At 36.3% G+C, this 18,801-nt stretch carries 23 protein-coding genes and 1 pseudogene; 1 reads left to right on the top strand and 23 read right to left on the bottom strand.

All coding sequences use genetic code 11. The features are described from left to right. Positions 1 to 204 precede the first annotated feature (204 nt). The gene (locus CXY28_RS03555; RefSeq protein ID WP_100979484.1) at positions 205 to 2,280 is read left to right on the top strand and encodes a porin family protein; all 2,076 of its coding nucleotides are present in this window, start codon (positions 205 to 207) and stop codon (positions 2,278 to 2,280) included. 608 nt (positions 2,281 to 2,888) lie between these two features. Here CXY28_RS03555 and CXY28_RS03550 read toward each other — a convergent pair. The 23 genes and pseudogenes from CXY28_RS03550 to CXY28_RS03440 form a co-directional block, all read right to left on the bottom strand. Beyond that, a complete protein-coding gene (locus CXY28_RS03550; protein WP_100979483.1) occupies positions 2,889 to 3,653 on the bottom strand; it encodes a helix-turn-helix domain-containing protein in 765 nt (254 codons plus the stop codon). Position 3,654: 1 nt separating this feature from the next. Next, positions 3,655 to 4,503 carry a Coiled-coil domain-containing protein gene (locus tag CXY28_RS03545; protein ID WP_100979482.1) on the bottom strand — a complete coding sequence of 283 codons (849 nt, stop codon included), beginning with the start codon at positions 4,501 to 4,503 and terminating at the stop codon, positions 3,655 to 3,657. Between the two features lie 15 nt (positions 4,504 to 4,518). After that, the gene (locus tag CXY28_RS03540) at positions 4,519 to 5,400 is read right to left on the bottom strand and encodes a hypothetical protein (RefSeq protein WP_100979481.1); all 882 of its coding nucleotides are present in this window, start codon (positions 5,398 to 5,400) and stop codon (positions 4,519 to 4,521) included. 55 nt (positions 5,401 to 5,455) lie between these two features. Further along, positions 5,456 to 5,782: a hypothetical protein gene (locus CXY28_RS03535; protein WP_100979480.1), complete on the bottom strand. Its 327-nt coding sequence runs from the start codon at positions 5,780 to 5,782 to the stop codon at positions 5,456 to 5,458. Positions 5,783 to 5,790: 8 nt separating this feature from the next. Then, positions 5,791 to 6,354 carry a hypothetical protein gene (locus tag CXY28_RS03530; RefSeq protein WP_100979479.1) on the bottom strand — a complete coding sequence of 188 codons (564 nt, stop codon included), beginning with the start codon at positions 6,352 to 6,354 and terminating at the stop codon, positions 5,791 to 5,793. After that, complete coding sequence (locus tag CXY28_RS03525; protein WP_100979478.1) at positions 6,354 to 7,151, bottom strand: hypothetical protein; 798 nt, start codon at positions 7,149 to 7,151, stop codon at positions 6,354 to 6,356. The genes CXY28_RS03530 and CXY28_RS03525 overlap by 1 nt, the downstream gene beginning before the upstream one ends. A 3-nt stretch (positions 7,152 to 7,154) precedes the next feature. Then, complete coding sequence (locus CXY28_RS03520) at positions 7,155 to 7,700, bottom strand: DUF5675 family protein (protein WP_100979477.1); 546 nt, start codon at positions 7,698 to 7,700, stop codon at positions 7,155 to 7,157. 47 nt (positions 7,701 to 7,747) lie between these two features. Further along, positions 7,748 to 7,972 carry a hypothetical protein gene (locus CXY28_RS03515; protein WP_100979476.1) on the bottom strand — a complete coding sequence of 75 codons (225 nt, stop codon included), beginning with the start codon at positions 7,970 to 7,972 and terminating at the stop codon, positions 7,748 to 7,750. After that, positions 7,969 to 8,934, bottom strand: a complete 966-nt coding sequence (locus CXY28_RS03510; protein WP_100979475.1) for a coiled-coil domain-containing protein — start codon at positions 8,932 to 8,934, stop codon at positions 7,969 to 7,971. The genes CXY28_RS03515 and CXY28_RS03510 overlap by 4 nt, the downstream gene beginning before the upstream one ends. Position 8,935: 1 nt before the next feature. Continuing rightward, entirely contained in the window at positions 8,936 to 9,262 is a 327-nt protein-coding gene (locus CXY28_RS03505) for a holin (RefSeq protein ID WP_100979474.1), read from the bottom strand. After that, complete coding sequence (locus tag CXY28_RS03500; RefSeq protein WP_100979473.1) at positions 9,262 to 9,492, bottom strand: hypothetical protein; 231 nt, start codon at positions 9,490 to 9,492, stop codon at positions 9,262 to 9,264. Before CXY28_RS03500 ends, CXY28_RS03505 begins: the two co-directional genes overlap by 1 nt. A 10-nt stretch (positions 9,493 to 9,502) precedes the next feature. Further along, positions 9,503 to 9,715 carry a hypothetical protein gene (locus tag CXY28_RS03495; protein ID WP_100979472.1) on the bottom strand — a complete coding sequence of 71 codons (213 nt, stop codon included), beginning with the start codon at positions 9,713 to 9,715 and terminating at the stop codon, positions 9,503 to 9,505. A 66-nt stretch (positions 9,716 to 9,781) separates the two neighbouring features. Continuing rightward, complete coding sequence (locus CXY28_RS03490) at positions 9,782 to 11,338, bottom strand: hypothetical protein (RefSeq protein WP_100979471.1); 1,557 nt, start codon at positions 11,336 to 11,338, stop codon at positions 9,782 to 9,784. Between the two features lie 112 nt (positions 11,339 to 11,450). Beyond that, positions 11,451 to 13,262, bottom strand: a complete 1,812-nt coding sequence (locus CXY28_RS03485; protein ID WP_100979470.1) for a portal protein — start codon at positions 13,260 to 13,262, stop codon at positions 11,451 to 11,453. Positions 13,263 to 13,328: 66 nt separating this feature from the next. Continuing rightward, entirely contained in the window at positions 13,329 to 13,760 is a 432-nt protein-coding gene (locus CXY28_RS03480) for a hypothetical protein (protein WP_100979469.1), read from the bottom strand. Positions 13,761 to 13,848: 88 nt separating this feature from the next. Continuing rightward, positions 13,849 to 14,214, bottom strand: coding sequence for a hypothetical protein (locus CXY28_RS03475; RefSeq protein ID WP_100979468.1), 366 nt, complete (start codon positions 14,212 to 14,214; stop codon positions 13,849 to 13,851). 14 nt (positions 14,215 to 14,228) lie between these two features. Beyond that, positions 14,229 to 15,380 (bottom strand): phage capsid family protein, encoded by a 1,152-nt coding sequence (locus CXY28_RS03470; protein WP_100979467.1) that lies wholly within the window; start codon positions 15,378 to 15,380, stop codon positions 14,229 to 14,231. Positions 15,381 to 15,391: 11 nt separating this feature from the next. After that, positions 15,392 to 15,952 carry a Coiled-coil domain-containing protein gene (locus CXY28_RS03465; RefSeq protein ID WP_100979466.1) on the bottom strand — a complete coding sequence of 187 codons (561 nt, stop codon included), beginning with the start codon at positions 15,950 to 15,952 and terminating at the stop codon, positions 15,392 to 15,394. Between the two features lie 238 nt (positions 15,953 to 16,190). After that, a complete protein-coding gene (locus tag CXY28_RS03460; protein ID WP_100979465.1) occupies positions 16,191 to 16,778 on the bottom strand; it encodes a phage adaptor protein in 588 nt (195 codons plus the stop codon). Further along, positions 16,775 to 17,176, bottom strand: a complete 402-nt coding sequence (locus CXY28_RS03455) for a hypothetical protein (RefSeq protein ID WP_100979505.1) — start codon at positions 17,174 to 17,176, stop codon at positions 16,775 to 16,777. The genes CXY28_RS03460 and CXY28_RS03455 overlap by 4 nt, the downstream gene beginning before the upstream one ends. Further along, a complete protein-coding gene (locus CXY28_RS03450; RefSeq protein ID WP_100979464.1) occupies positions 17,176 to 17,571 on the bottom strand; it encodes a DUF1353 domain-containing protein in 396 nt (131 codons plus the stop codon). The genes CXY28_RS03455 and CXY28_RS03450 overlap by 1 nt, the downstream gene beginning before the upstream one ends. Then, complete coding sequence (locus tag CXY28_RS03445) at positions 17,568 to 18,119, bottom strand: hypothetical protein (protein WP_100979463.1); 552 nt, start codon at positions 18,117 to 18,119, stop codon at positions 17,568 to 17,570. Before CXY28_RS03445 ends, CXY28_RS03450 begins: the two co-directional genes overlap by 4 nt. Before the next feature lie 25 nt (positions 18,120 to 18,144). Next, positions 18,145 to 18,801 (bottom strand): annotated as a pseudogene (locus CXY28_RS03440) (DUF1542 domain-containing protein); the annotation flags it as partial.

Below are 18,801 nucleotides of genomic sequence, written 5' to 3'. Positions count from 1 at the left end.
GGGGAGTTAGATATTTTTCCCTATCAAACTTTGATTAACATAGCCTAATTAATGATAAATAAACTATAAAACAAACGCTTGTTGTTAAAATTTTGTTTTAATATGAAACACTAATCCCTTGTAAAAACTTTAATTTTCAAAAAATAAACAAACCATCCCCTTAAATTGTATAATAAAGACACTATAAGCTAACAAAGGATAACCATGAAAAAACTATTCATCCCACTTTTATTATTCAGTGCTTTAGAAGCGAATGAGAAAAATGGCTTTTTCATAGAAGCCGGGTTTGAAACCGGGCTGTTAGAAGGCACACAAACGCAAGAAAAAAGACACACCACGACTCAAACGACCATAAAAACCACCACGAACAATTACAATTATTTACCACTAAACTCCATTTTACAAAGAGCAACTAATCTGTTTAAGGATGCAGATATATCCAAATTATCGTTTTCCTCTTTAAGCCCTGTTAGGGCGAGTTTAGATTTGAGTGGTCATTTAATTATAGAAAACTTTTTGCCTTATAATTTAAATAATGTTAAGCTTAGTTTTACAGACGCTCAAGGCAATGTGATCGATTTAGGCGTGATAGAGACTATCCCTAAGCAATCTAAAATCGTTTTATCTTACCAACAATTCAATGAAACCAAACAGGTTTTTGATAATATTATGGAGGAGCAGAAGAAGTACTATGAAAAAGAAGCTAAACGCAGGAAAAATAAAACAACTAGCAATGTTAGTGAAACCAAGCGTGAGCCTAGCTTCACTTTCCCCACTTTCGAAGTCTTGAGCACGCCACATTCTGATCCTAACACGCAAAGGGTGTTTGAAACGCTCAGTAAAATCAACACCAATTTGGTCATGAAATACAGCGATACAAATAATTTTGAAAGTGCCAAAGATAAGACGGAAAAATTCACCGCTAAAACCGCCGAAGAATTCACTAATTTAATGTTGAACATGATCGCTGTCTTAGACTCTCAGTCTTGGGGTGATGCGATCTTAAACGCTCCTTTTGAATTCACTAATAAAGGCGGAGGAGGGGAATGCGATACCAGCAAAGAGAATGATTGTGTGAATCCTGGGACAAACGGGCTTGTCAATTCTCAAAATAAAAGTTATGTGTTAAACAAACAAGACATTGTCAATAATTTCAGAGGCAAAACGGATCTTGATGTGAGTCTTTTGAATGGAGCTGGGGTTGATGGGCTAGGTTCTAATACTACTCCCACAAATAATGATGATGGCAAGAATTACGGTCAATTAGCCGTAGTCGCTTCGGCTCTAAACCCCCAAAAACTCTTTGGCAACAACCTTAAGACTATCAATTTAGAGAATTTAAGAGCCATCTTGCATGAATTCAGCCACACTAAAGGCTACACCCATAACGGGAACATGACTTATCAAAGAGTGCCAACCGGTCAAAATGAAAATGGCAAGCCAAAAGATTCTGATGGTCTCCCCTATAACGTGTGTTCGCTTTATGGGGGTTCAGGTCAGCCCGCTTTCCCTAGCAACTACCCTAATTCCATCTATCACAATTGCGCGGATGTCCCAGCTGGCTTTTTAGGGGTAACAGCAGCGGTTTGGCAACAGCTTATTAATCAAAACGCCTTGCCGATCAACTACGCTAACTTAGGGAGTCAAACAAACTACAATCTAAACGCTAGTTTGAACACGCAAGATTTAGCCAATTCCATGCTCAGCACCATTCAAAAAACCCTGACGACCACTTCCACGACAACAACGACTTCTTATCACCATTCAAAGAGTTCGCAACGCTTCAGATCCCCTTTATTGGGCGTTAACGCTAAAATAGGCTATCAAAACTACTTTAATGATTTCATAGGATTAGCTTATTATGGCATCATCAAATACAATTACGCTAAAGCCCTTAATCAAAAATTCCAGCAATTGAGCTATGGTGGGGGGATAGATTTGTTGTTGGATTTCATCACCACTTATTCCAATAAAAATAACCCTACAGGCATTCAAACCAAAAGGAACTTTTCATCATCTTTTGGTATCTTTGGGGGGTTAAGGGGCTTGTATAACAGCTATTATGTGTTCAATAAAGTCAAAGGAAGTGGCAATTTAGATGTGGCTACTGGGTTGAATTACCGCTATAAGCATTCTAAATATTCTGTAGGGATTAGCATCCCTTTAATCCAAAGAAAAGCTAGCGTCGTTTCTAGTGGTAGCGATTACACAAACTCTTTTGTTTTTAATGAAGGGGCTAGCCATTTTAAGGTGTTTTTTAATTACGGGTGGGTGTTTTAAGGCGTGGAGTGAATTGATAGAAATAATCAATAACAAAACCAAAAACCCCTAACAAAACCCATAAAATAGCGTTACTATCAAGTCCGCTTTAATCTTTGCTTGTCTCACAATTACAAAAAATTTTAAATAGCTAGGAAATAGTAACCATTTTTTAAATAACTTGTCAAGCGCTTTATAAAAATAACACCCCAATAAAACTCAACAAATAACGATGCTATAGTGGTGAATTAATATCAGATTAGATAGCAAAAAAGAACACTACTGCTAAATTTTTTTTAAAAAAAATTTAAAAAGTAAGGCTATCTGTGAGATAACCAACAAGCGTCAGAAAACCTAAAACCTAAAAAACATTTTTTAAATGCTTCCAAGTAAAACCATCCTCTGTTGATAAAGCAAGGAACTTCATAATGTAATAAAGCAGAAAGTTTTAAAAATTTTCTTTCTCTTTTAAAATAAAGGGGGGGGAGTCGATAGTAGGTGTGTAAGCATTGCTATGAGCGCGTTTAATATGGGCAACATCAGCAAAGAAAGCCCAATCGCTTTAGCGGTTGGGTGCTTCAAATAGCGTTTCACGCAAAAATAAGGATAAAACACTAAAATAAAACAAGCTAATCTACATTATCATCAGTGTTCGCTAGTGCTATAAGTTCGCTTATATTCATTTGTCTATAGTCACTACTCTCTTTAATTTCTACCGCTTGGATTTGCTCTTTTCCAAACAATGAAACCCCAGCGTCAATAAATAGTTTTGAAACCTTTTCAGCCGCTACAATAATGTTTATATTGTCTTTCACTTTATCGCCTGCTCTTTTTATCATCTTAATCAGCTCACCTCTTGCTACAATAGCACAAAATAAAATCTGTTTTTTGATGTATGCGGTGTTCATCGCTTTCAAAATCAATTCGTCGCTACTGGTTTCAGCTATCGCTTCCACTACCACGGGGTCAAGGTCTAAGTTTTCTAAACTTTGTTTCAAGACTTCTTTTACTTCTTCTTTTTTAGTGTCTAAAAATAAACCCATTTTGTCCGTTGTCAGCTTGTCTTCTAAAACTGCGGCGGCTTCGTTAGCGATCTTTTTCTTTTCCCATTTGTCCCGTATCTTGAACTTTCTAATCAAACTAACGCTCACGCCATACTTTCTACTTAATGCGTTGATGCTCATCCCATGCGTTTCATACATGGCCCGTATCTCTCTCAAAATAACCTTATTTTCCCACTCCCCATCCATCACCCATAACGCTAAGGTCCTGTGACTGATTCCAAATTTTGAAGCGATCTTTTGTTTAGATTCTAAGCTTCTTTCATAGTATCTTTTCACTCTAAGCTTGAAGTCGTTTGGGTAAGCTTTATTTACTTTTTTACTTTCCGTCATCTTATTCAGGTTCGCTGTAGGGATTGATTTGTAGGTATTCTTTTAACTTGATTTTGCCTTGATTCTTTTGAATGTGTTCAAGGCGTTTTTTATGTTTCAATAATTCTAGCATCACGCCGTCAGGCACTCTGCCTCCTAAACTCTCTAAATTATTTATATCTTGTTCTAAAATTTGAATCAGTCTTCCTTGATTTTCTCCTAATCTTGCGGTGTTCTCTTCTTTGCTTCTAAAACCAAACTTTGTCATCTCTTGCGCGTCTTTGATTTTTTGATTAGTGAGCTGTCCGCCCATCTGCCTCGCCGTAGAGTAAGAATAATTTTTTAAGGCGTTTACGGTCTCTGCTTCATCGCTATTTAAGCCATAAAATCCGTTAGTTTTTTCATTAGCAAACCTTTTGAGCGCGCTAAAAATCCCGCTGTTATCTTGCGCTTTTCCTATCAGCCTGTCGCCCAAATTCAAAGCCTTAATGCCATCGTAAATTTTACTCGTTGCGCTCGTCAAATTCTTCACTCTTGTTTGATTTTCGCTTGTTATATTCAAATTCCCGTTTAAATTCACCTTTAAATCCATTCCTAAAAACTTTTTAGCCATGTAGTAATCAAACGCCGTTATAGTTCTATTTTTAATTTTTTCATCCAAATAAGCGATACCGGTAGAGAGGTAAGACGGCTCATTAGCTTCTTGTTCTTTTAGGCTCTTTGGTTCGCTCGCTAATCGTTCTAAACCTTGATTAGCTAAATTTTGATTAGTTTTATTTTCGCTTTCTGGCGTTTTTTGCGCTTCTTTAATAGGCTTGTAAAGGCTGTTTAATTGCTCTTCAAAAATTTCACTTTCTAATCTTTCGTCCATGTCTTTTCCTTTCTTTTAAACCACTTTAAAAATGTTTTTCTTAAACGCTTCATGTTCCAGCTTGCCCTCAGCGATCAATTCTTTACGCTTCAAATTATAAGCGATCTCGTTTTCTATTCTCATCTTATTGTTTAAAATATCGGCTTCAATCATTAAAGCGTTTTGTGATAATTGCACCTTTTGGCTTTCTATCGTAACCTGCAAGTAAGTTAACGCTTTTAATTCCGCTATTTTTAAGGTTTTGAAGTTCTCATCTTTTTTTAAAGCGACATCAATGCTTTCTTTAATGAACTTTTGTAAAAACTCGCTTTCAAGCTCTTTTAAAAACATTTCTTTTAAATTTTGATTAATCACGCTATAAAAGGCTTTCGGTTGGGCGCTCAAAAAACTAAAATCTAAATTCTTAATCACGCTCTCCGTAATAGCGTTTAATTTACTTTCTAAAATACCTAAAATCTTGCTCGTTAGCGCGTTCGTGGCTTCGCTCGTGGTTTCGGTTAAAATTTCTTTTTTAGCTTCTTTGATTTCGTTATGTAACTCTCTATCGCTTAAAAGGTTATTCAATTCGCTTTTAATCTCGTTTTTAAGTTCTTGTTTTGAATCGTTGGCGATCGCTTGCTTGTCAAATTGGCTTAAAAGTTCGTTTCTAACTTCTTCGCTCAGTTCTTGCTTATTGATTAGTTCCTTAACATTTTCTTTCACGATTAAAGGAATCTCTATCAATTGGCCGTTTAGATAGTCTTGAAAAGTGTTTTTTAAATTTTCTAAATTTTCATTAGCTTTTTGATTGACTAGATCGCTTAATTCGTCTCTCGCTAATCCTAGCACTTCATTATTTTTTTGTTTGAGTGTTTCGCTTTCGTTAATGAGTTCTTGGATTTTATTGTAAAGTTTCATTTTTTTAACTCATTACTATCTTTACAAAACATTTTAAAAAATATTAAACATTATTTTAAGGGTTAGGTTTTTTAAAGGCGTTTATCAGGGCTTCATAGCTTTTTAACTTCGCTTCGCATGTGTTGTCTTTAATGTTTATTTTGTGGTATTTGTTTTTAATTTTGGTAGCTTCTAAAAGCTTGTTAGCCTTGTATTGTTGGCTTTCTAATTCTAGCGTTTCAATCGCTTCATTTTGCCTAATCAAATGCGTTTCATTAATCATTAGTCTTTCTTTTGCTAACACTAATTTAACTTTTAGATTACTATTCAAAATCAACAATAAAACGATGATAATATAAGGCATACCCCCCCTAAAAACCTTAAAAATCAAATCATAAGGCATTAACTAAACTAAAATCTAAACTTAGCGTAAAATTCTTCCTTAGTAATGGTTTTAGGCTTTGGTGTGCTTTGTGTGCTTAATGCGTTTTGTGCGGTCGGTGTTGGCGTTGTTGGTTTTGTTGGCGTTTTCATAGCGCTATTATTCACTAATGCGCTCGCTTTAGCGCTCGGTATGGCTTTCATTAGCCAGTCTTGTTGTTTTTTGTTTAGCATGTTTTCAAGCTCTAAGGCTTTCGCTCTGTGTTCGTTTAATTTTTTGTTTTGCTTGTGGCTTTCTTCATTCATGCGCTGTTGCCTTTTAGCAAATTCCATGTTTTGCTCGGCTTGTCTTTTTTGCAAGTCAAACGCTTCGGCTTGCTTCTTATCGTTCGCTAAATCTCGCATTCTTTGATACTTTAACGCTTCTTCTCTGATTTTAGCGTTATCAAAAAGGCTTCCTGCATTAGCGATCGTGTTAAGAAAATTGCCCATGCTTTCATTTAACGCTAAATTAGCGTATCGTTGGTTATTTAACGCCTGGTTAAAACTATCTAATCCGCCTCTGCCCGCTGTGATGCTTTCAAAATAAGCCATTAGTTTATCCTTTCTTTTAGTTTATTCGCTATCACGCTTATAGTAATGTTTTTAGCTAAGCTTGTTTTAGTGTTACTCGCTTTAAAGGTTACCGTGTGCTTTCCTACTTTATCGCTTCTAAACAAACACACGCTACCGCTTGCGATTTGCTCGTTATTTTCATTATAAAAGCCTTCGTCAGCGTTAGATAAAGTGCTAAATCCCCATAACCTGATCGGCGCGTCTTTCAACACTTCTAATTTATCGCTAAAAACCTGTATAGAATTAACTTCGCTTTGTTCGTTCAGTTTTTCTAATTCCCTACTTAAATTATTTAAAATCGTTTTGAGTTCATTAGTTTGTTCTTTTTCTTGCACGCTCACGCTCCCATTACCAATATTATTAAAAGTGATTTGATTGTATTCACTGCCGATCTGTGCAATGATCTTAAACGCTGTTTCAAAATTGCTCGCTGTGATCCCGTTAGCGGCCACTTGTAACAAGCTTACTAATGCGTTCGCTCGGTTGATCATAGCGTTATCTTTTAAGCTTTTTAGCATCGCTTGGCATTGGATAAGCTTGTTTAAGGTTTCGGCTTTGGTGTTTTGTAAATTCGCCTGCATCGCTAAAAAGTCTATTTGCATTTTCGCTCTCACTTGCTCGCTCTGTAAGCCTTGCACTTCTTCATTTAAAGCTAATTGCTCGCTTTGTAAAGCCGCTTGCATGCTCGTGGTGTTCAAATCTTTGTTATTGAAATTTTGCTTTTGTAAGGCTTCTTTGAATAAAACAAAATTCCTTATAAATCGTGTTGTATCCATTCTTCACGCCTTATCAATCACTTTTACTAAAAAGTTATTAACGCCCTTGTCTTTGACTAAATCAAAAAACTTTTTTACTGCTTCAGTGCTTTTATAAATCATTTCTTCATCGTGTTGCATCCCTAACAAAACACACCCTAAAGTATCATGCGCGCTATTTCCTACATGAATTAATATTTTTCGGTTTTTGAAATCCTTGTTATTCGGATCTATTAGTTGCAACGCTTCATGGCGTTTGTTATCGCATTTTTTATTTTGGTATTCTTTAGGCACCGTGCAACTCGTATCGCTCCATGCTAATTCGTAATCTCTAGCAACGATCGGCTTATCTAAATTCGGCGTATCCGTTGGCTCTCCGCTGTTTTCTAATGAAAAGCAACTAAATAAAGCGGCTTGTTTTTCGTAGTGTTTTAGGATCGCTTTATCGCTCATGTCTTGATCGTGCGTGCTTTCAAAAACTCTAAAGATCCCTAACATGCCGCTTTCTTTCTTGTCTTTTCTAACTAGCGGCCTTAAATCGTGTTTTCTTTCTAATAGGACAAAATACATTAACTTCCTTTAGTTTCTTAGTATTTAATCAAAATCAGAGTGTGATTTTAAGGGTTAGGTTTTACTTTTGTGCAAAACTTCAAATCGTTTTCTAGCGTTTCGGTATAAATCAATAACGCTTTTAGGTATTCCAACGCTTCTAAATGCTCACTCGGTCGCGATGGCATGAGAATATCGCATTTTATCGGCACCTTAACTTCTCTATAAATAACCTTTTTAGCGCATGCGCTAAAGCTAACGCTAATTACACACGCTAAAAATAAAAGCTTCATTCTAAAACTTCATAAACTAACGCTTGAGAATGCTTGTAAAAGACCCAGTCGTTATTATAATCAGTCGGTAGGCTTTGCGTGGTTAGGTTAGCAAAATGCGCATTACTTAAAAAGGTTGTTTCAAGCCCTTCCGTGTTGGAAGTATAGTTAACATTAACCCATAAATCTTTATGTTTTCGTGCAAATACCGCTATTTTATAATCCACTCCTTCGCTTGGCGTTTTGAAAACACAAGAACACCTATAAACGTCAACGATTTTATTACCACTGCTCAAATTAGAGGTTTTGTTTTGATAAAAGCTATTGATGATCGGATAGACTTTAGAATTAGCTTTCAAGCATAACACCATTTCGCCCATGCTTTCGCTATAAATCCCATTAGTAAATAATTCATAAGGCATGCTAAATTGCACGATATAGCTTTTATCGGTTTGTAAATGAATACTAGAAAATTTAAACAATTCCCTAAACTCATCGCTTTCGTTTTTGAAAAAACTTTGACGCCCATAAACATAAATCCCTAAAAACTTCACTAATCTTGGCGTGTTAGCTTTCAGTTTTTCTAATTCTAACGCTAGATTATTTTTAGCTTCTGTGAGTTCAGTTATAAGATTATTTTTTAAGGTGCTTCCTGCTTGCGTTAGTTTTTCTTTTTCGCTATTTAGCATGCTTTGTAATTGCATATTCAACAAGGCTTCTAATTCTTGCTTTTTAGCTTCTAAACTATTCACTAAAGCGGTTATTTTAGCTTTTAGTTCTTGCTCGCTGTTTTCATAGCCCGCTAAAGCGTTTTTCATCGCTTGAATTTTGGCTACGATTTCTAAATCGTGATCGCTAAAGTTTTTTAAAAGATCTAGTTCATTCAAAACCTTAGAAATTTGATAAATTCCCTCTAAACTGCTATACACCTGCTCTTTGAAATTCCCGTTATTCAAAGCGTTTTCTAAACCTTTCAAATCCATTTTACAACCTTTTTTTTAGACTATCTAACACTAAAGCGCTCACGCTCTCCGCTCCTAAATACCCCATGCCTCCACTAATCGCTACGCATAGGCTGGTTGGCAAAGTGAAAAAATAATCTGTGATTTCGTAACTAATCCATGTTGTTAACATGCTCGATCCCACGCCTTGAATGATGTAAAGCAATTTTTCGGTTTTATTTTTAAAATCTTCGTCCCTAATGCTTCGTAAAACATACAACAAACCCACGAATAAGCCGATCGTCGCAACTAAAAAATACGGAATGATTTTTGAGATTTCAAAACCCAAGACGATTAAGTGCTGTTGCATTATTTGATATTACTTTTCTTATCTTTGAAATGTTCTAATCTCATGCCTTCTAAATGATCGTTTGACAAAATGGTAATGTATTCTAACACATTCAAATTATTTCTAATTTCGGCTTCTAATTTTTCGGTTTTGTTCATGTGGACAATTATCAAAACCATTTCAAAAATTTCTAAAATACAAAACAAAAATAGCGCTGCCGGGATTACTTTCAAAAACTTTTCATGCCACATGATCTAAACCTTAGTGAATGTCAGCGCCAAGATAGCTAAGCTCTAAATTTTCTAAAACTTCATCATCGCTTTGTTTTTTGCTTCTAATTTTTGCTATAAAGTCCCTATAACCTTTATTTTTTAAAAGTTTCAAGCTTCTTTCATTAGCCTTTTTACACGCTAAACTCTTTTTTTTAATGTTTTCAACATTTCTAAAATGTTTAATAATATTTATATTTTTCATTCACTGCCCTTCTTTTTTCTCTTATTTAATCTTAATTGCTCGTTTTTTTTAAGGGTTATATTTTGGTTATATCCTCCATGTCGGTTTAGCGTGAAATCTGGCGTTATAAATTGCTTTAATTTCTCGTTTTAGTGGCGCTTTCACGCTCTCATGCGTTATCGCGCTCGCTAATGCGTCTATGCAATCGTCTTTTTTAAAAGGTTTATCCGGATTAAAGCTAAAAAGCTCTTTTTCTATCTGTTCGGTGTTGTTGCTAGAATGGCTAAACACTAAAAACCCGGTATTGTAAAAAGGCCTTAGCGCTTTGATTTTATCCACTTTGGAGATTTTTCGGCTTGGCGTGTAGCAAATAATCTCATCGTTCAGTAATTCCTTGTTGTTTTCCTTAGCTTGTTGGTTGTGTCTGGCTAATGCGACTAAAAGCAAACGATACAAAACTAAACCTCCGCCATCGCTTTCTATGAAAGTTTTTGCGTCTTTGTATTTTTCTTTAGCTACTAAAATGTGTTTAATGGTTTCTTCTTCGCTCCATATCCCAAAAAAACAATCTAAAACAATATATCTAACGCTTTCTTTGTAATTTTCAACGCCCACAACCACGATAGCCCTATTATCAGCGTTATGACTCAAACTCAAAGCGTTATCTACAAAAATATAAGTATTCAACTCTGCTAATTCATGCGTGAAGACTTTCTTTAGATACTGCGGATCAAAATACCCACCAGTGCTAACGACTGGATCTTGTTGGTATTGAGCGCTAAATTCATCGTTACCCATTTGCAACCTTAAGGCTTCTAATTGCTCTTTATTATGTTTTGCTTCAAATAACGGCGTATTTTTTTCTCTTATGTGTTCAAAATCCTTAATTTTGTAAAATTCTTGATTTTCGTTCAAGGCTTTAAGCTGGATGATTTTCCATTTTTGGATCGTTTCAGTGTCAAATTCGCGCTCGCTCTGTAAAAACCCGCATAAATCATTACTTCCTAAGCGTTGCATGAGAATAGTTATGTTAGAGTGCGTGTCTTGCAAGCGTGAAATAACGCTCTCTTTGAAATTTATGTTAACGGTATTCACTTCTTTTCTAGAATTCATGCCGCTCACTTTGATCGGATCATCGATCAGTATCTGGTTAGCGTGAAATCCGGTTAATGCGCTTTTTAGCGTGGTAACAAACAAGCCTCCACCCTCTCGTAAGATAAACTCCCTTGAGTTGTTTTGCAAAAATTCTAACGGCTCATCAAAAAAGATACTTTGATAAAAAAAACTACTCATCAAATCCCTTACTTGGTTGGCGATCTTTCTGCATAACTCGTCGCTGTAAGAAATGTAAAAGATTTTTTTAGTCCGATCTTTCCCTAAACTCCACGCTATAAAGCATCTTGCAATAATTTCCGTTTTGCCATAGCTTGGAGGCATGTTCAAAATCAAACGCCTTATAAGCTCATCGCTTTGACAAGTGTTGGCCTGCGTGCATTCTAAAACCTTACACAAATATTTTATGTGCCAGTTATCCAAAAACGGCTTATTTTCGTATCGTTCCCACTTCAAGCGCAAGAATTGATAAAAATCACGCCTTGCTAATTCTCTAAGCGCTAATTCTTTTAAAGCTCTTTGCTTATCCATAAAATAACGCTCCTATAGAAAAACAAACCGCAAAAATAAAGCTAATCCCTAACGCTAAAACTAAAACGCTAAGTGCTAATTTTTCTAAAAATTTATCCATACTTCAAGGCTTTCAATAATCTAAATTCTGCGCGCTTGGGTATTTACGCCATGTCGTTTTATCGCTCGTTTTGAGTTTCTTTTTTGGCTTATTTGCATCGCTTTTGGCGTTTTTGTCTTGGTTAGCGTTTTCTTGTTGCATTTCGCTAATCGCTACGGCTTGGTTAATTTTTTCGCTTTCGTTCGTGGTTTGTGATAGAGCGCCTTGTTCGGCGTATTTGTGCGCTTTAGCTTGTAATTCCATGATTTCAGCTTGTAATTTTTGGATTTGCAAGGCTTGGATTTGTTGGTTATATGGTGCGTTCGCTTGGGCGTTTTCTTGTTGTAAAGCGTTAGCGTTTTGTATCGCTTCTAAAACATCGTTAGTGATTGGACTATCCATGTCGTTTAGCATCAACGGCACTAAGCTAGGCACTAGATCCGGTCTTATCGGCGCTAAAATCTTTAAAAGCTCGTTCCAGTTATTCCATTTTTCATCCCGACTCTCCGTCTTCAATTGGGATTTCAAAATCAGATCAAATTTGAGCGGTCTTATTTTGTTTTCATCGCTAGAATTGATTTTGAAATACCGATCACCTACCTTCCTATCAACAATCTTGAAAACTTGTTCTTTAGTGAAATACTCGCAAATGAAACTAACCGCTAACCTAAACACTAGCCGATCCATGTCGTCCGTGGCTTTTAAAAAGGTTTGAAGGCCCATTAAACCGCTTTCTTTCCTTTGCGCGATCGCAACCCCACTCTGCCTATTAACTGCCATCCCTAAGCTTTCATCGTTCAAACCTGCTAATAATCTTAATAATTGGCGTTTTTGTTTAGCTTTAGCGCTTAAAGCGCTCAAATCCGCTTGATTGTTCATGAATTGGATTTTATGGTCTTTCAAAGCGTTCGGGCGCACTTTAGCGATCGCATTGTCTAAGCTCATGGTTTCTACAAATTCCGCTACATCCACAACGGCGTCCTCTTCAAACATCGCTTTAAAGCTTCCCATCATGTTGCCCATGCGGTTTTCGGCGTAGTTAATGAAATCTTGCATGGGCTTAATGTCTCTAAACAAGCCGTAATAATTGTTCAATTCGTCCGTGTATAGCTTAGATATTATAAAAGGGTGCGCGCCGTTTTTGAAGGGTTTTAGTTCGCTTTTATAAATGCCTACGCTTCGGCTCCATAAATACCTATTCCATTCATAGCTTTGCGTTTCTTCATTGTATTCTTTGTACCAACTTTCAATCACGCTCGCTATTCTTTCATGATTCACATTAGAATAATTGATTATCACGCTATCACTAAACAATAATAAGGCTTCTTGCTCTGTGATTTCTAGCATCTTATGAAAACGCCTTGCATCTAATGCGTTCTTATCGGTGGAAAAATAATCTATTACAAAACTTTCAGGCTTTAGGGCTTTAATATCAATTTCTACATTTTTATCCTTATCTTCATTTAACCATAATTGGATTACACCTAATCCACCGATTAAAAGGTTTTTATCTCTTTCAATCATGGCTTTATCGTAATTTTCGCTCTGTATGAATACCTGCAACAATGAATTCAGTAAATCGCTTAAGGCTCTGTCTTCTTCTTGTTTAGGGCTTAGCCGTATCTCGTTAATGCTCTCTATTTTGTAACCTAAGATTTTATTAACAATCACTTTGAACATGTTTTCCACGATCGGCATTTGCCCGCGCTCTAAAATAATGCTTAAAACATCTTGCGGGAGTTGGTTTCCGTTGTAGTATTTCTTGGCTTCTAAAAACTCATTATTAGCGATTAAAGCCTTTTGATAGTCGTTAGTAAAATCGTTTTGTAGTGTGGTGAAGTCCATCAAAGTTGCCTTATTCTTTTAGCTAAAGATTAGCTAAATCAATGCTTGATTTTAAGGGTTATGTTTTTAGTACCTTGTCATAATATCAGCATTCGCTTTCGCTATGTTATCAATCGCTTCCCTGTTTTGTAGGCGTTCCTGTTCTCTGGCGTTATAGCGTTGTTTTTCTAATTCAAACTGCTCCTTAGCCATTCTTTGGCTTTCTTTAGCGCTCTTGTTTTGCTCGCTAAAATTCAGCGCTCCCACGATCAAGCTCCCTAAACCGCCGATAGCACCCCCTAGCATTCCTAACCCTCCATAACCTCCCACATTCTCCATGAAGTTAGAAAATTTAGAAGTTTTAGGCGCTGGCTTGTAATCATTCAAAAAATCGCTATAACTCGTTTTAGAAACATTCAACAAGCCGAAGTTTTTTGGCATGCTCGCTCTTTCTTGCGTGTTCTTAGCGTTGTTGGGCTTGAAGTAGTTAGGATCGTTTAAAGGGTTCTTAAAAAACATTTTTTAACCTTTCTTAAAGTTTTAAAGCGTGATTAACTTTTATTAAAGTTCAAAACATTTTTAAACATTTGAAAAATGCTTAAATTATTTAATACTCTACTTCAATCACGCTTGGCAAAAAATATAACACTCTTAAAACGCCTTTAGTATCGTTCCCGTTAGCATTTTTGACTTCTGCTACTACTACTTTATTACTTGTAGCCGTGTAGTCTTTAGCGCTCGTAGTATGTTTTCCATTAGTGTTATCTGCGGTATTTAAATCTAAAAAATAGTTTTTTTGGGGTTCATCTTTAAACCCCACGCTAACCTCACCGGCTGTAGGATTTCCTACCACTTCCAAACTCATCTTAATTACTTCCGCACCCGTTGGTAAAGCCACCAAATCATAAACGCCGTTCTTAAATTCAAATTCCGCTTTTGCTAGATAGCTAACGCTGTGAACTTTTTGTTTCATCTTTTTTTCCTTTCTTATTCCATGTTAGAGACTAAACCGATCACGGCGTAATCTTGGTTATCATAAGGCGTTACCACTCCGTCCGTGCTTTGGTATCTTGCTTTTGATACTCCTAAAAGACAATCCACACCAACGAGTGATTTTCTTCTTGCATCCACGGTTTCATCAATATAGAACCTCGTTTCTTTAGAACCCGCTAATAACACCGCGCTAGCGCCGATCAAACAACCGATCGAAATCTCTTTGTTTTCAGCGTGATTTCTTTGAGTTTTTCTTAGCTGTTCTTGTGCTTTTTCTTTGAGTTGGTTAGGCGTTACAATAGAATTAACATTCGCTTTATTGATATAGCGCGTAAAATCGCTATCGCTAATGGTAGAGTTTGGCATGCCTACATTCAATTTATTCCACACGCCCGCATCAATCACCGGGCAATTGTCGATCACGCCTAAAAGCCCATGATACAAAACCCCCTTATCTTCATTAGCGAAAGCATAAAGCTTTCTTAGTTCTTTGAAATCCGCGTCTTTTTTAAGCTGGTTGGCTTGGTAGCTGTCTAATAGGATAATGTAGCTTGTGTTTTGCACCACTACATTACCCACGCTTTGCATAGTCGCTCTAACGGGTTTAATCGGGAACGCTTTGGAATTATCGCTTTTTAAGCCGTTTCTAGCGTAAAAAATCGCTTTTCTAATAGTGGCAACGCTCATTGTTGGGCTATAAAGATAATTCGTAAAATCGTTAGTCAAGCTCGCAACGATCCTTTTATCTCTTTCTTCATTCATCCATGTAGTCAAGCTATCCACGCTCTCCTTAATGAAATCAATGCGCTCTAATTCGCTATAAGCTTTAATCTTAGACCTTAAGGAATTACCAAATGCGTCCGGATAGATCGTTTGACTCAAAATTTCCAAATTGTCGTAATTCGCTTCAAAATCCGTATTACCGCTCACACCACTTCCGGTTAATTGCGCTTTAATCCTTGGGCGGAAGGGTTGCTGACTGGCCACGCTAAAAAGCCTAACGCCACGATCCGCGCCTGTGCCTGTGATGCTAAAAAACGGGCTTTTCACCCAGCTTGCGTTTTGGATCTCTCTACCGACTTCTATCCCTAAATTAGGGTTATTGGAAATGTTATTAAAATTGATGTTGTTAAGTTTTTCTAACATTTGATCGCTCCTTAGTATCTTGTCATGATGTTTTCATTGTTAGCGTATCCTACGCCGCTAACGCCGTTACCTAAAACTTCTTTAGGTAATGGGCCTTCTTCTTCTTTGGCTTCGCTTTTAGACTCTTCTTCTTTAGCGTTTAGCGCGTTGAAATAGTCTAAAACCGCTTCAAAAAAAGCCACGCCATCTAACTTGTCAATTTGCTTTTTAAGGCGGTTAGGCATTTCTTCGTTATAAAACTCTAAAAGCTCGTTAAAATCAATGTTAGGGTGTTTTTTTAAAAACGCTTGCTTGTCTTTTTCAATTTCTTCAGCGTCCCTATCGTTTTGAATTTCATCGCTTAAATCCATCGCTCTTCCTACTTTGTCCGTTAGCTTCTCTCTCAAATAGTTGTTCTGCTCGTTAAAAACAAAACGATAAAACTCGGGTTTGTTGCTAAAAAACAAATCTTCCACTTTCTCGCTCGTCTTGTCTACCATGTGTTTAATGAAATCCTGTTCCAAACTCGCTTCCGCTTGCGCGATTTCACGCTTTAGAGTTTCAAGCTCGATTTCTTTTTCTTTGATGCCCATGCTTATCCTTTCTTATTGATTTCAAAACTTTAACTAAAAATAAAAATGTTTTTAAGGGTTAGAATTTATTAGAAAAACCTAACCCTATTTTTTATTTTTTCTTTTTGTTAATATTCACTCGCTATTAGGATTTTCTGTCGTTCCTAATAGCGGTTTCTTTCAGGTTTAGTTTAAATGTTGTTAGAGCATTTGTAACTTTTAAGTGCCTCTTGATGGGATATAGTATCAAGAGGCATCATTAAACCCTCACGACCTTACTAAAATGGATATTCTTTGAATACATCAGTCCTAAATAGTTCGTTAGGTTATCTTTCGCTAACTTCAATAATTGCTTATAATTCGCTAAAACGCTAAAATTAGTTTCATTGTTAGGGATTTCTAAAAGGCTGCATAAAACGCTATACACTAAAACATCAAGGCATATTTTAGGCAGTTTGATCGTATCTATCGCATTACTAACCTCTTCATAAGTATAATACACCACTTCAAGCTCCCCGCTTCTAAACGGCGTAACGCTTAACTTATCGCCTAAAATCAATAATTCTATTTCTCCGTTATCTTTTTCTATCGTGTTGCGGTTCTCTATTTCTTTCTTATCTAATTCAACGCTTTCTATTCCTAAAAGGTTATGAATAGTCAAAAAGCGTTCTTCTTCAGTAAGTAAGGCTCTTGTGATCGTTTTATTCAACTTGAATTCTAAACAAATTTTTAAAATAGCTTGATTAATGTTTTCCACTAGCACGCTATCTAATATCTCATAATTACCTACTTCGTTGTCGTTTAGGCGTTCTCTAACTTTCGCTATTACTTCGCTAACTTCTATCATTTCAAAATCCTTTCTATCAATTGCTTTTCTTTTTCTAAAAAAAACTTAGGCGCTAGATAGATAAAACCTTTTTCTATGTTCTTGTCATAGATTTCTAAAAAATCCGTTAATAGAACCTTTTGTTGCGTGTTTTGTGGCTCTTTATCGTTCAATAGGTAGTTTTCTATGGTTTCAGTTAAAAGCACATTAAAATTAAGATTTTTAGGATAATCTCTATAATCTAAATCTCCCACGCCTTCACACACTCCAAAAATCCGATCGTTAAACTTAAATAAGTTCTTTTGAGTAAAAGGTAGTTGTATATTTTGATTAGCTTTGATTTCTTGCTTGTGTATCAAAACGCCTCTATAATCAAACGCTTCTAATGTTCCGCTCGCATCAAAAACTACAACTCGCATCATTTCAAGCCTTTCACTTTAGCAAACAAGCGCACAGCAAAATAAATCAAAACCGCTTTAAACACTGAAAACGCTTTGACTTCAAGCATGCTTTCTAAAAACAGATCATCGCATTCTTGGCGTGTGTTAATAAAAAAATCTTGCGGTCTAGAAACTACACCATTCAAAACATCGCACATGTAATCATGAAGGATCGCGCATTTCAAAGCGCTCCCGTATCTTGGGATCACAAAACTAAAACCCATATTCGTAAAGCCATCGCTAGAAAAACCGCTCGGCACGATTAGCTTTTTAGAATGATCTTGCTTCAAATAGTATTCAAAGCCTTCAACAAGCCTTAACCTCTTACCATCGTTGCTAAACTCAGCCACAATTGGCTCGCTAAACTTCCTCATGTCAAGTATTCTTTAACCACAAATTTTTCTAGCGCTTCAAGGCTTGTAATAGCGTTCAGGCGTTCTTTCTCTCTGCCACAGAAAACGATCAGTTTATATTTGAAACTTAAAGCTTCTTGCGATAGTTTCACGATTTGCGCTTTAGTGTGTTTTTTATAAGTCTTATCCCCTACAACGCCATCGCTACTAACTTCAGCGCACCTAAAAACCGAATCAATGTTCGCAAGAACTAGCGCTTGCAAGTTCGCTTGATCTTCTAAAGTCAAATCATAAGCGTGCAAATTCCCTAAAACGCTGCTTCTAAAGTCTTTAGTGATTTTTTCTTTACAAATAGCGTTAATTTTGGCTTCTAGTTCTTGTTTTTTTGTTTTCAGCGTGATTTCTTTGAGTTTTTCTAAAACCTGTTCTTTAGTCGGCGTTTTGTTGTTTTCGCTAATGATGTTAAGGTGGATAGCGTTACCCACCACTTCAAAACTCCCACTAAATCCTAAATCATCAAAAACACCCGGTAAGTAGTCTTTGTATTGGCATGCGTTTTCTAAAATCATTTTTAACTCCTTGTGTTCGTTGTTTCTATATCATGTCGCTTAAATTTTGCGTGATCGTTGTAGCATTAGAAAAATTAGATCCATTACTTACCTTGCTTATGATCCCATCGTTAGGTAGTTCTTTAATGCTTGTTATAATCGCTTCATTAAAATAATTGATATTCCCGTAAAAATACCCATGATACAAGCTCAAAATACCGCTCGCGTTTTCCACTAAAAGTTTTTTATAATAAATTTGCGATACATATTTATGCGTGATCTTTTGAATGCTTTCTTTCAAAAAGCCTTCGTTCGTTTTCAGTCCAAAAACTGGATCTCTTTCTACAATTTTCGCGCTCACAAATTGAAAAAACACTTCTATCTCGTATTTCTTACTTTTTTCTAGATGGTAATCGCTCAAGTCTTTGACTTTTTGCTCCCATCCGCCTTGGATATAGATCGCATTATGAATATAATAAACGCCCACAAACAAGCCGCTAAACTTCGGCTTTAGTGTTTCTAAAAGTTCGTTAAATGCGCTCGTTTTCGCTTCGTTAATCTCGTTTGTGGCTTGTTGCTTTTCTTGCGTTAGCGCTTCAAGGCTTTGCGTTTTGTTTTCGGTTATTTCATTGTTGGCGCTTTCTTTAGCGTTGTTAATGTTAGTTATTGCTTGGGTTTTGTTTTCGGTTATTTCATTGTTGGC

Origin of the sequence: Helicobacter pylori, from assembly GCF_002832345.1 — a bacterium.
Classification (GTDB): Bacteria; Campylobacterota; Campylobacteria; order Campylobacterales; family Helicobacteraceae; genus Helicobacter; species Helicobacter pylori_CP.
Note: the sequence above shows the minus strand (reverse complement) of the source record. Positions and strands in the feature narration are given on the sequence as shown.

Excerpts from the sequence above, each read along its gene's own strand:
- CXY28_RS03555 (WP_100979484.1), top strand. The coding sequence starts at position 205 with ATGAAAAAACTATTCATCCCACTTTTATTATTCAGTGCTTTAGAAGCG.
- CXY28_RS03550 (WP_100979483.1), bottom strand. The coding sequence starts at position 3,653 with ATGACGGAAAGTAAAAAAGTAAATAAAGCTTACCCAAACGACTTCAAG.
- CXY28_RS03545 (WP_100979482.1), bottom strand. The coding sequence starts at position 4,503 with ATGGACGAAAGATTAGAAAGTGAAATTTTTGAAGAGCAATTAAACAGC.
- CXY28_RS03540 (WP_100979481.1), bottom strand. The coding sequence starts at position 5,400 with ATGAAACTTTACAATAAAATCCAAGAACTCATTAACGAAAGCGAAACA.
- CXY28_RS03535 (WP_100979480.1), bottom strand. The coding sequence starts at position 5,782 with ATGCCTTATGATTTGATTTTTAAGGTTTTTAGGGGGGGTATGCCTTAT.
- CXY28_RS03530 (WP_100979479.1), bottom strand. The coding sequence starts at position 6,354 with ATGGCTTATTTTGAAAGCATCACAGCGGGCAGAGGCGGATTAGATAGT.
- CXY28_RS03525 (WP_100979478.1), bottom strand. The coding sequence starts at position 7,151 with ATGGATACAACACGATTTATAAGGAATTTTGTTTTATTCAAAGAAGCC.
- CXY28_RS03520 (WP_100979477.1), bottom strand. The coding sequence starts at position 7,700 with ATGTATTTTGTCCTATTAGAAAGAAAACACGATTTAAGGCCGCTAGTT.
- CXY28_RS03515 (WP_100979476.1), bottom strand. The coding sequence starts at position 7,972 with ATGAAGCTTTTATTTTTAGCGTGTGTAATTAGCGTTAGCTTTAGCGCA.
- CXY28_RS03510 (WP_100979475.1), bottom strand. The coding sequence starts at position 8,934 with ATGGATTTGAAAGGTTTAGAAAACGCTTTGAATAACGGGAATTTCAAA.
- CXY28_RS03505 (WP_100979474.1), bottom strand. The coding sequence starts at position 9,262 with ATGCAACAGCACTTAATCGTCTTGGGTTTTGAAATCTCAAAAATCATT.
- CXY28_RS03500 (WP_100979473.1), bottom strand. The coding sequence starts at position 9,492 with ATGTGGCATGAAAAGTTTTTGAAAGTAATCCCGGCAGCGCTATTTTTG.
- CXY28_RS03495 (WP_100979472.1), bottom strand. The coding sequence starts at position 9,715 with ATGAAAAATATAAATATTATTAAACATTTTAGAAATGTTGAAAACATT.
- CXY28_RS03490 (WP_100979471.1), bottom strand. The coding sequence starts at position 11,338 with ATGGATAAGCAAAGAGCTTTAAAAGAATTAGCGCTTAGAGAATTAGCA.
- CXY28_RS03485 (WP_100979470.1), bottom strand. The coding sequence starts at position 13,262 with ATGGACTTCACCACACTACAAAACGATTTTACTAACGACTATCAAAAG.
- CXY28_RS03480 (WP_100979469.1), bottom strand. The coding sequence starts at position 13,760 with ATGTTTTTTAAGAACCCTTTAAACGATCCTAACTACTTCAAGCCCAAC.
- CXY28_RS03475 (WP_100979468.1), bottom strand. The coding sequence starts at position 14,214 with ATGAAACAAAAAGTTCACAGCGTTAGCTATCTAGCAAAAGCGGAATTT.
- CXY28_RS03470 (WP_100979467.1), bottom strand. The coding sequence starts at position 15,380 with ATGTTAGAAAAACTTAACAACATCAATTTTAATAACATTTCCAATAAC.
- CXY28_RS03465 (WP_100979466.1), bottom strand. The coding sequence starts at position 15,952 with ATGGGCATCAAAGAAAAAGAAATCGAGCTTGAAACTCTAAAGCGTGAA.
- CXY28_RS03460 (WP_100979465.1), bottom strand. The coding sequence starts at position 16,778 with ATGATAGAAGTTAGCGAAGTAATAGCGAAAGTTAGAGAACGCCTAAAC.
- CXY28_RS03455 (WP_100979505.1), bottom strand. The coding sequence starts at position 17,176 with ATGCGAGTTGTAGTTTTTGATGCGAGCGGAACATTAGAAGCGTTTGAT.
- CXY28_RS03450 (WP_100979464.1), bottom strand. The coding sequence starts at position 17,571 with ATGAGGAAGTTTAGCGAGCCAATTGTGGCTGAGTTTAGCAACGATGGT.
- CXY28_RS03445 (WP_100979463.1), bottom strand. The coding sequence starts at position 18,119 with ATGATTTTAGAAAACGCATGCCAATACAAAGACTACTTACCGGGTGTT.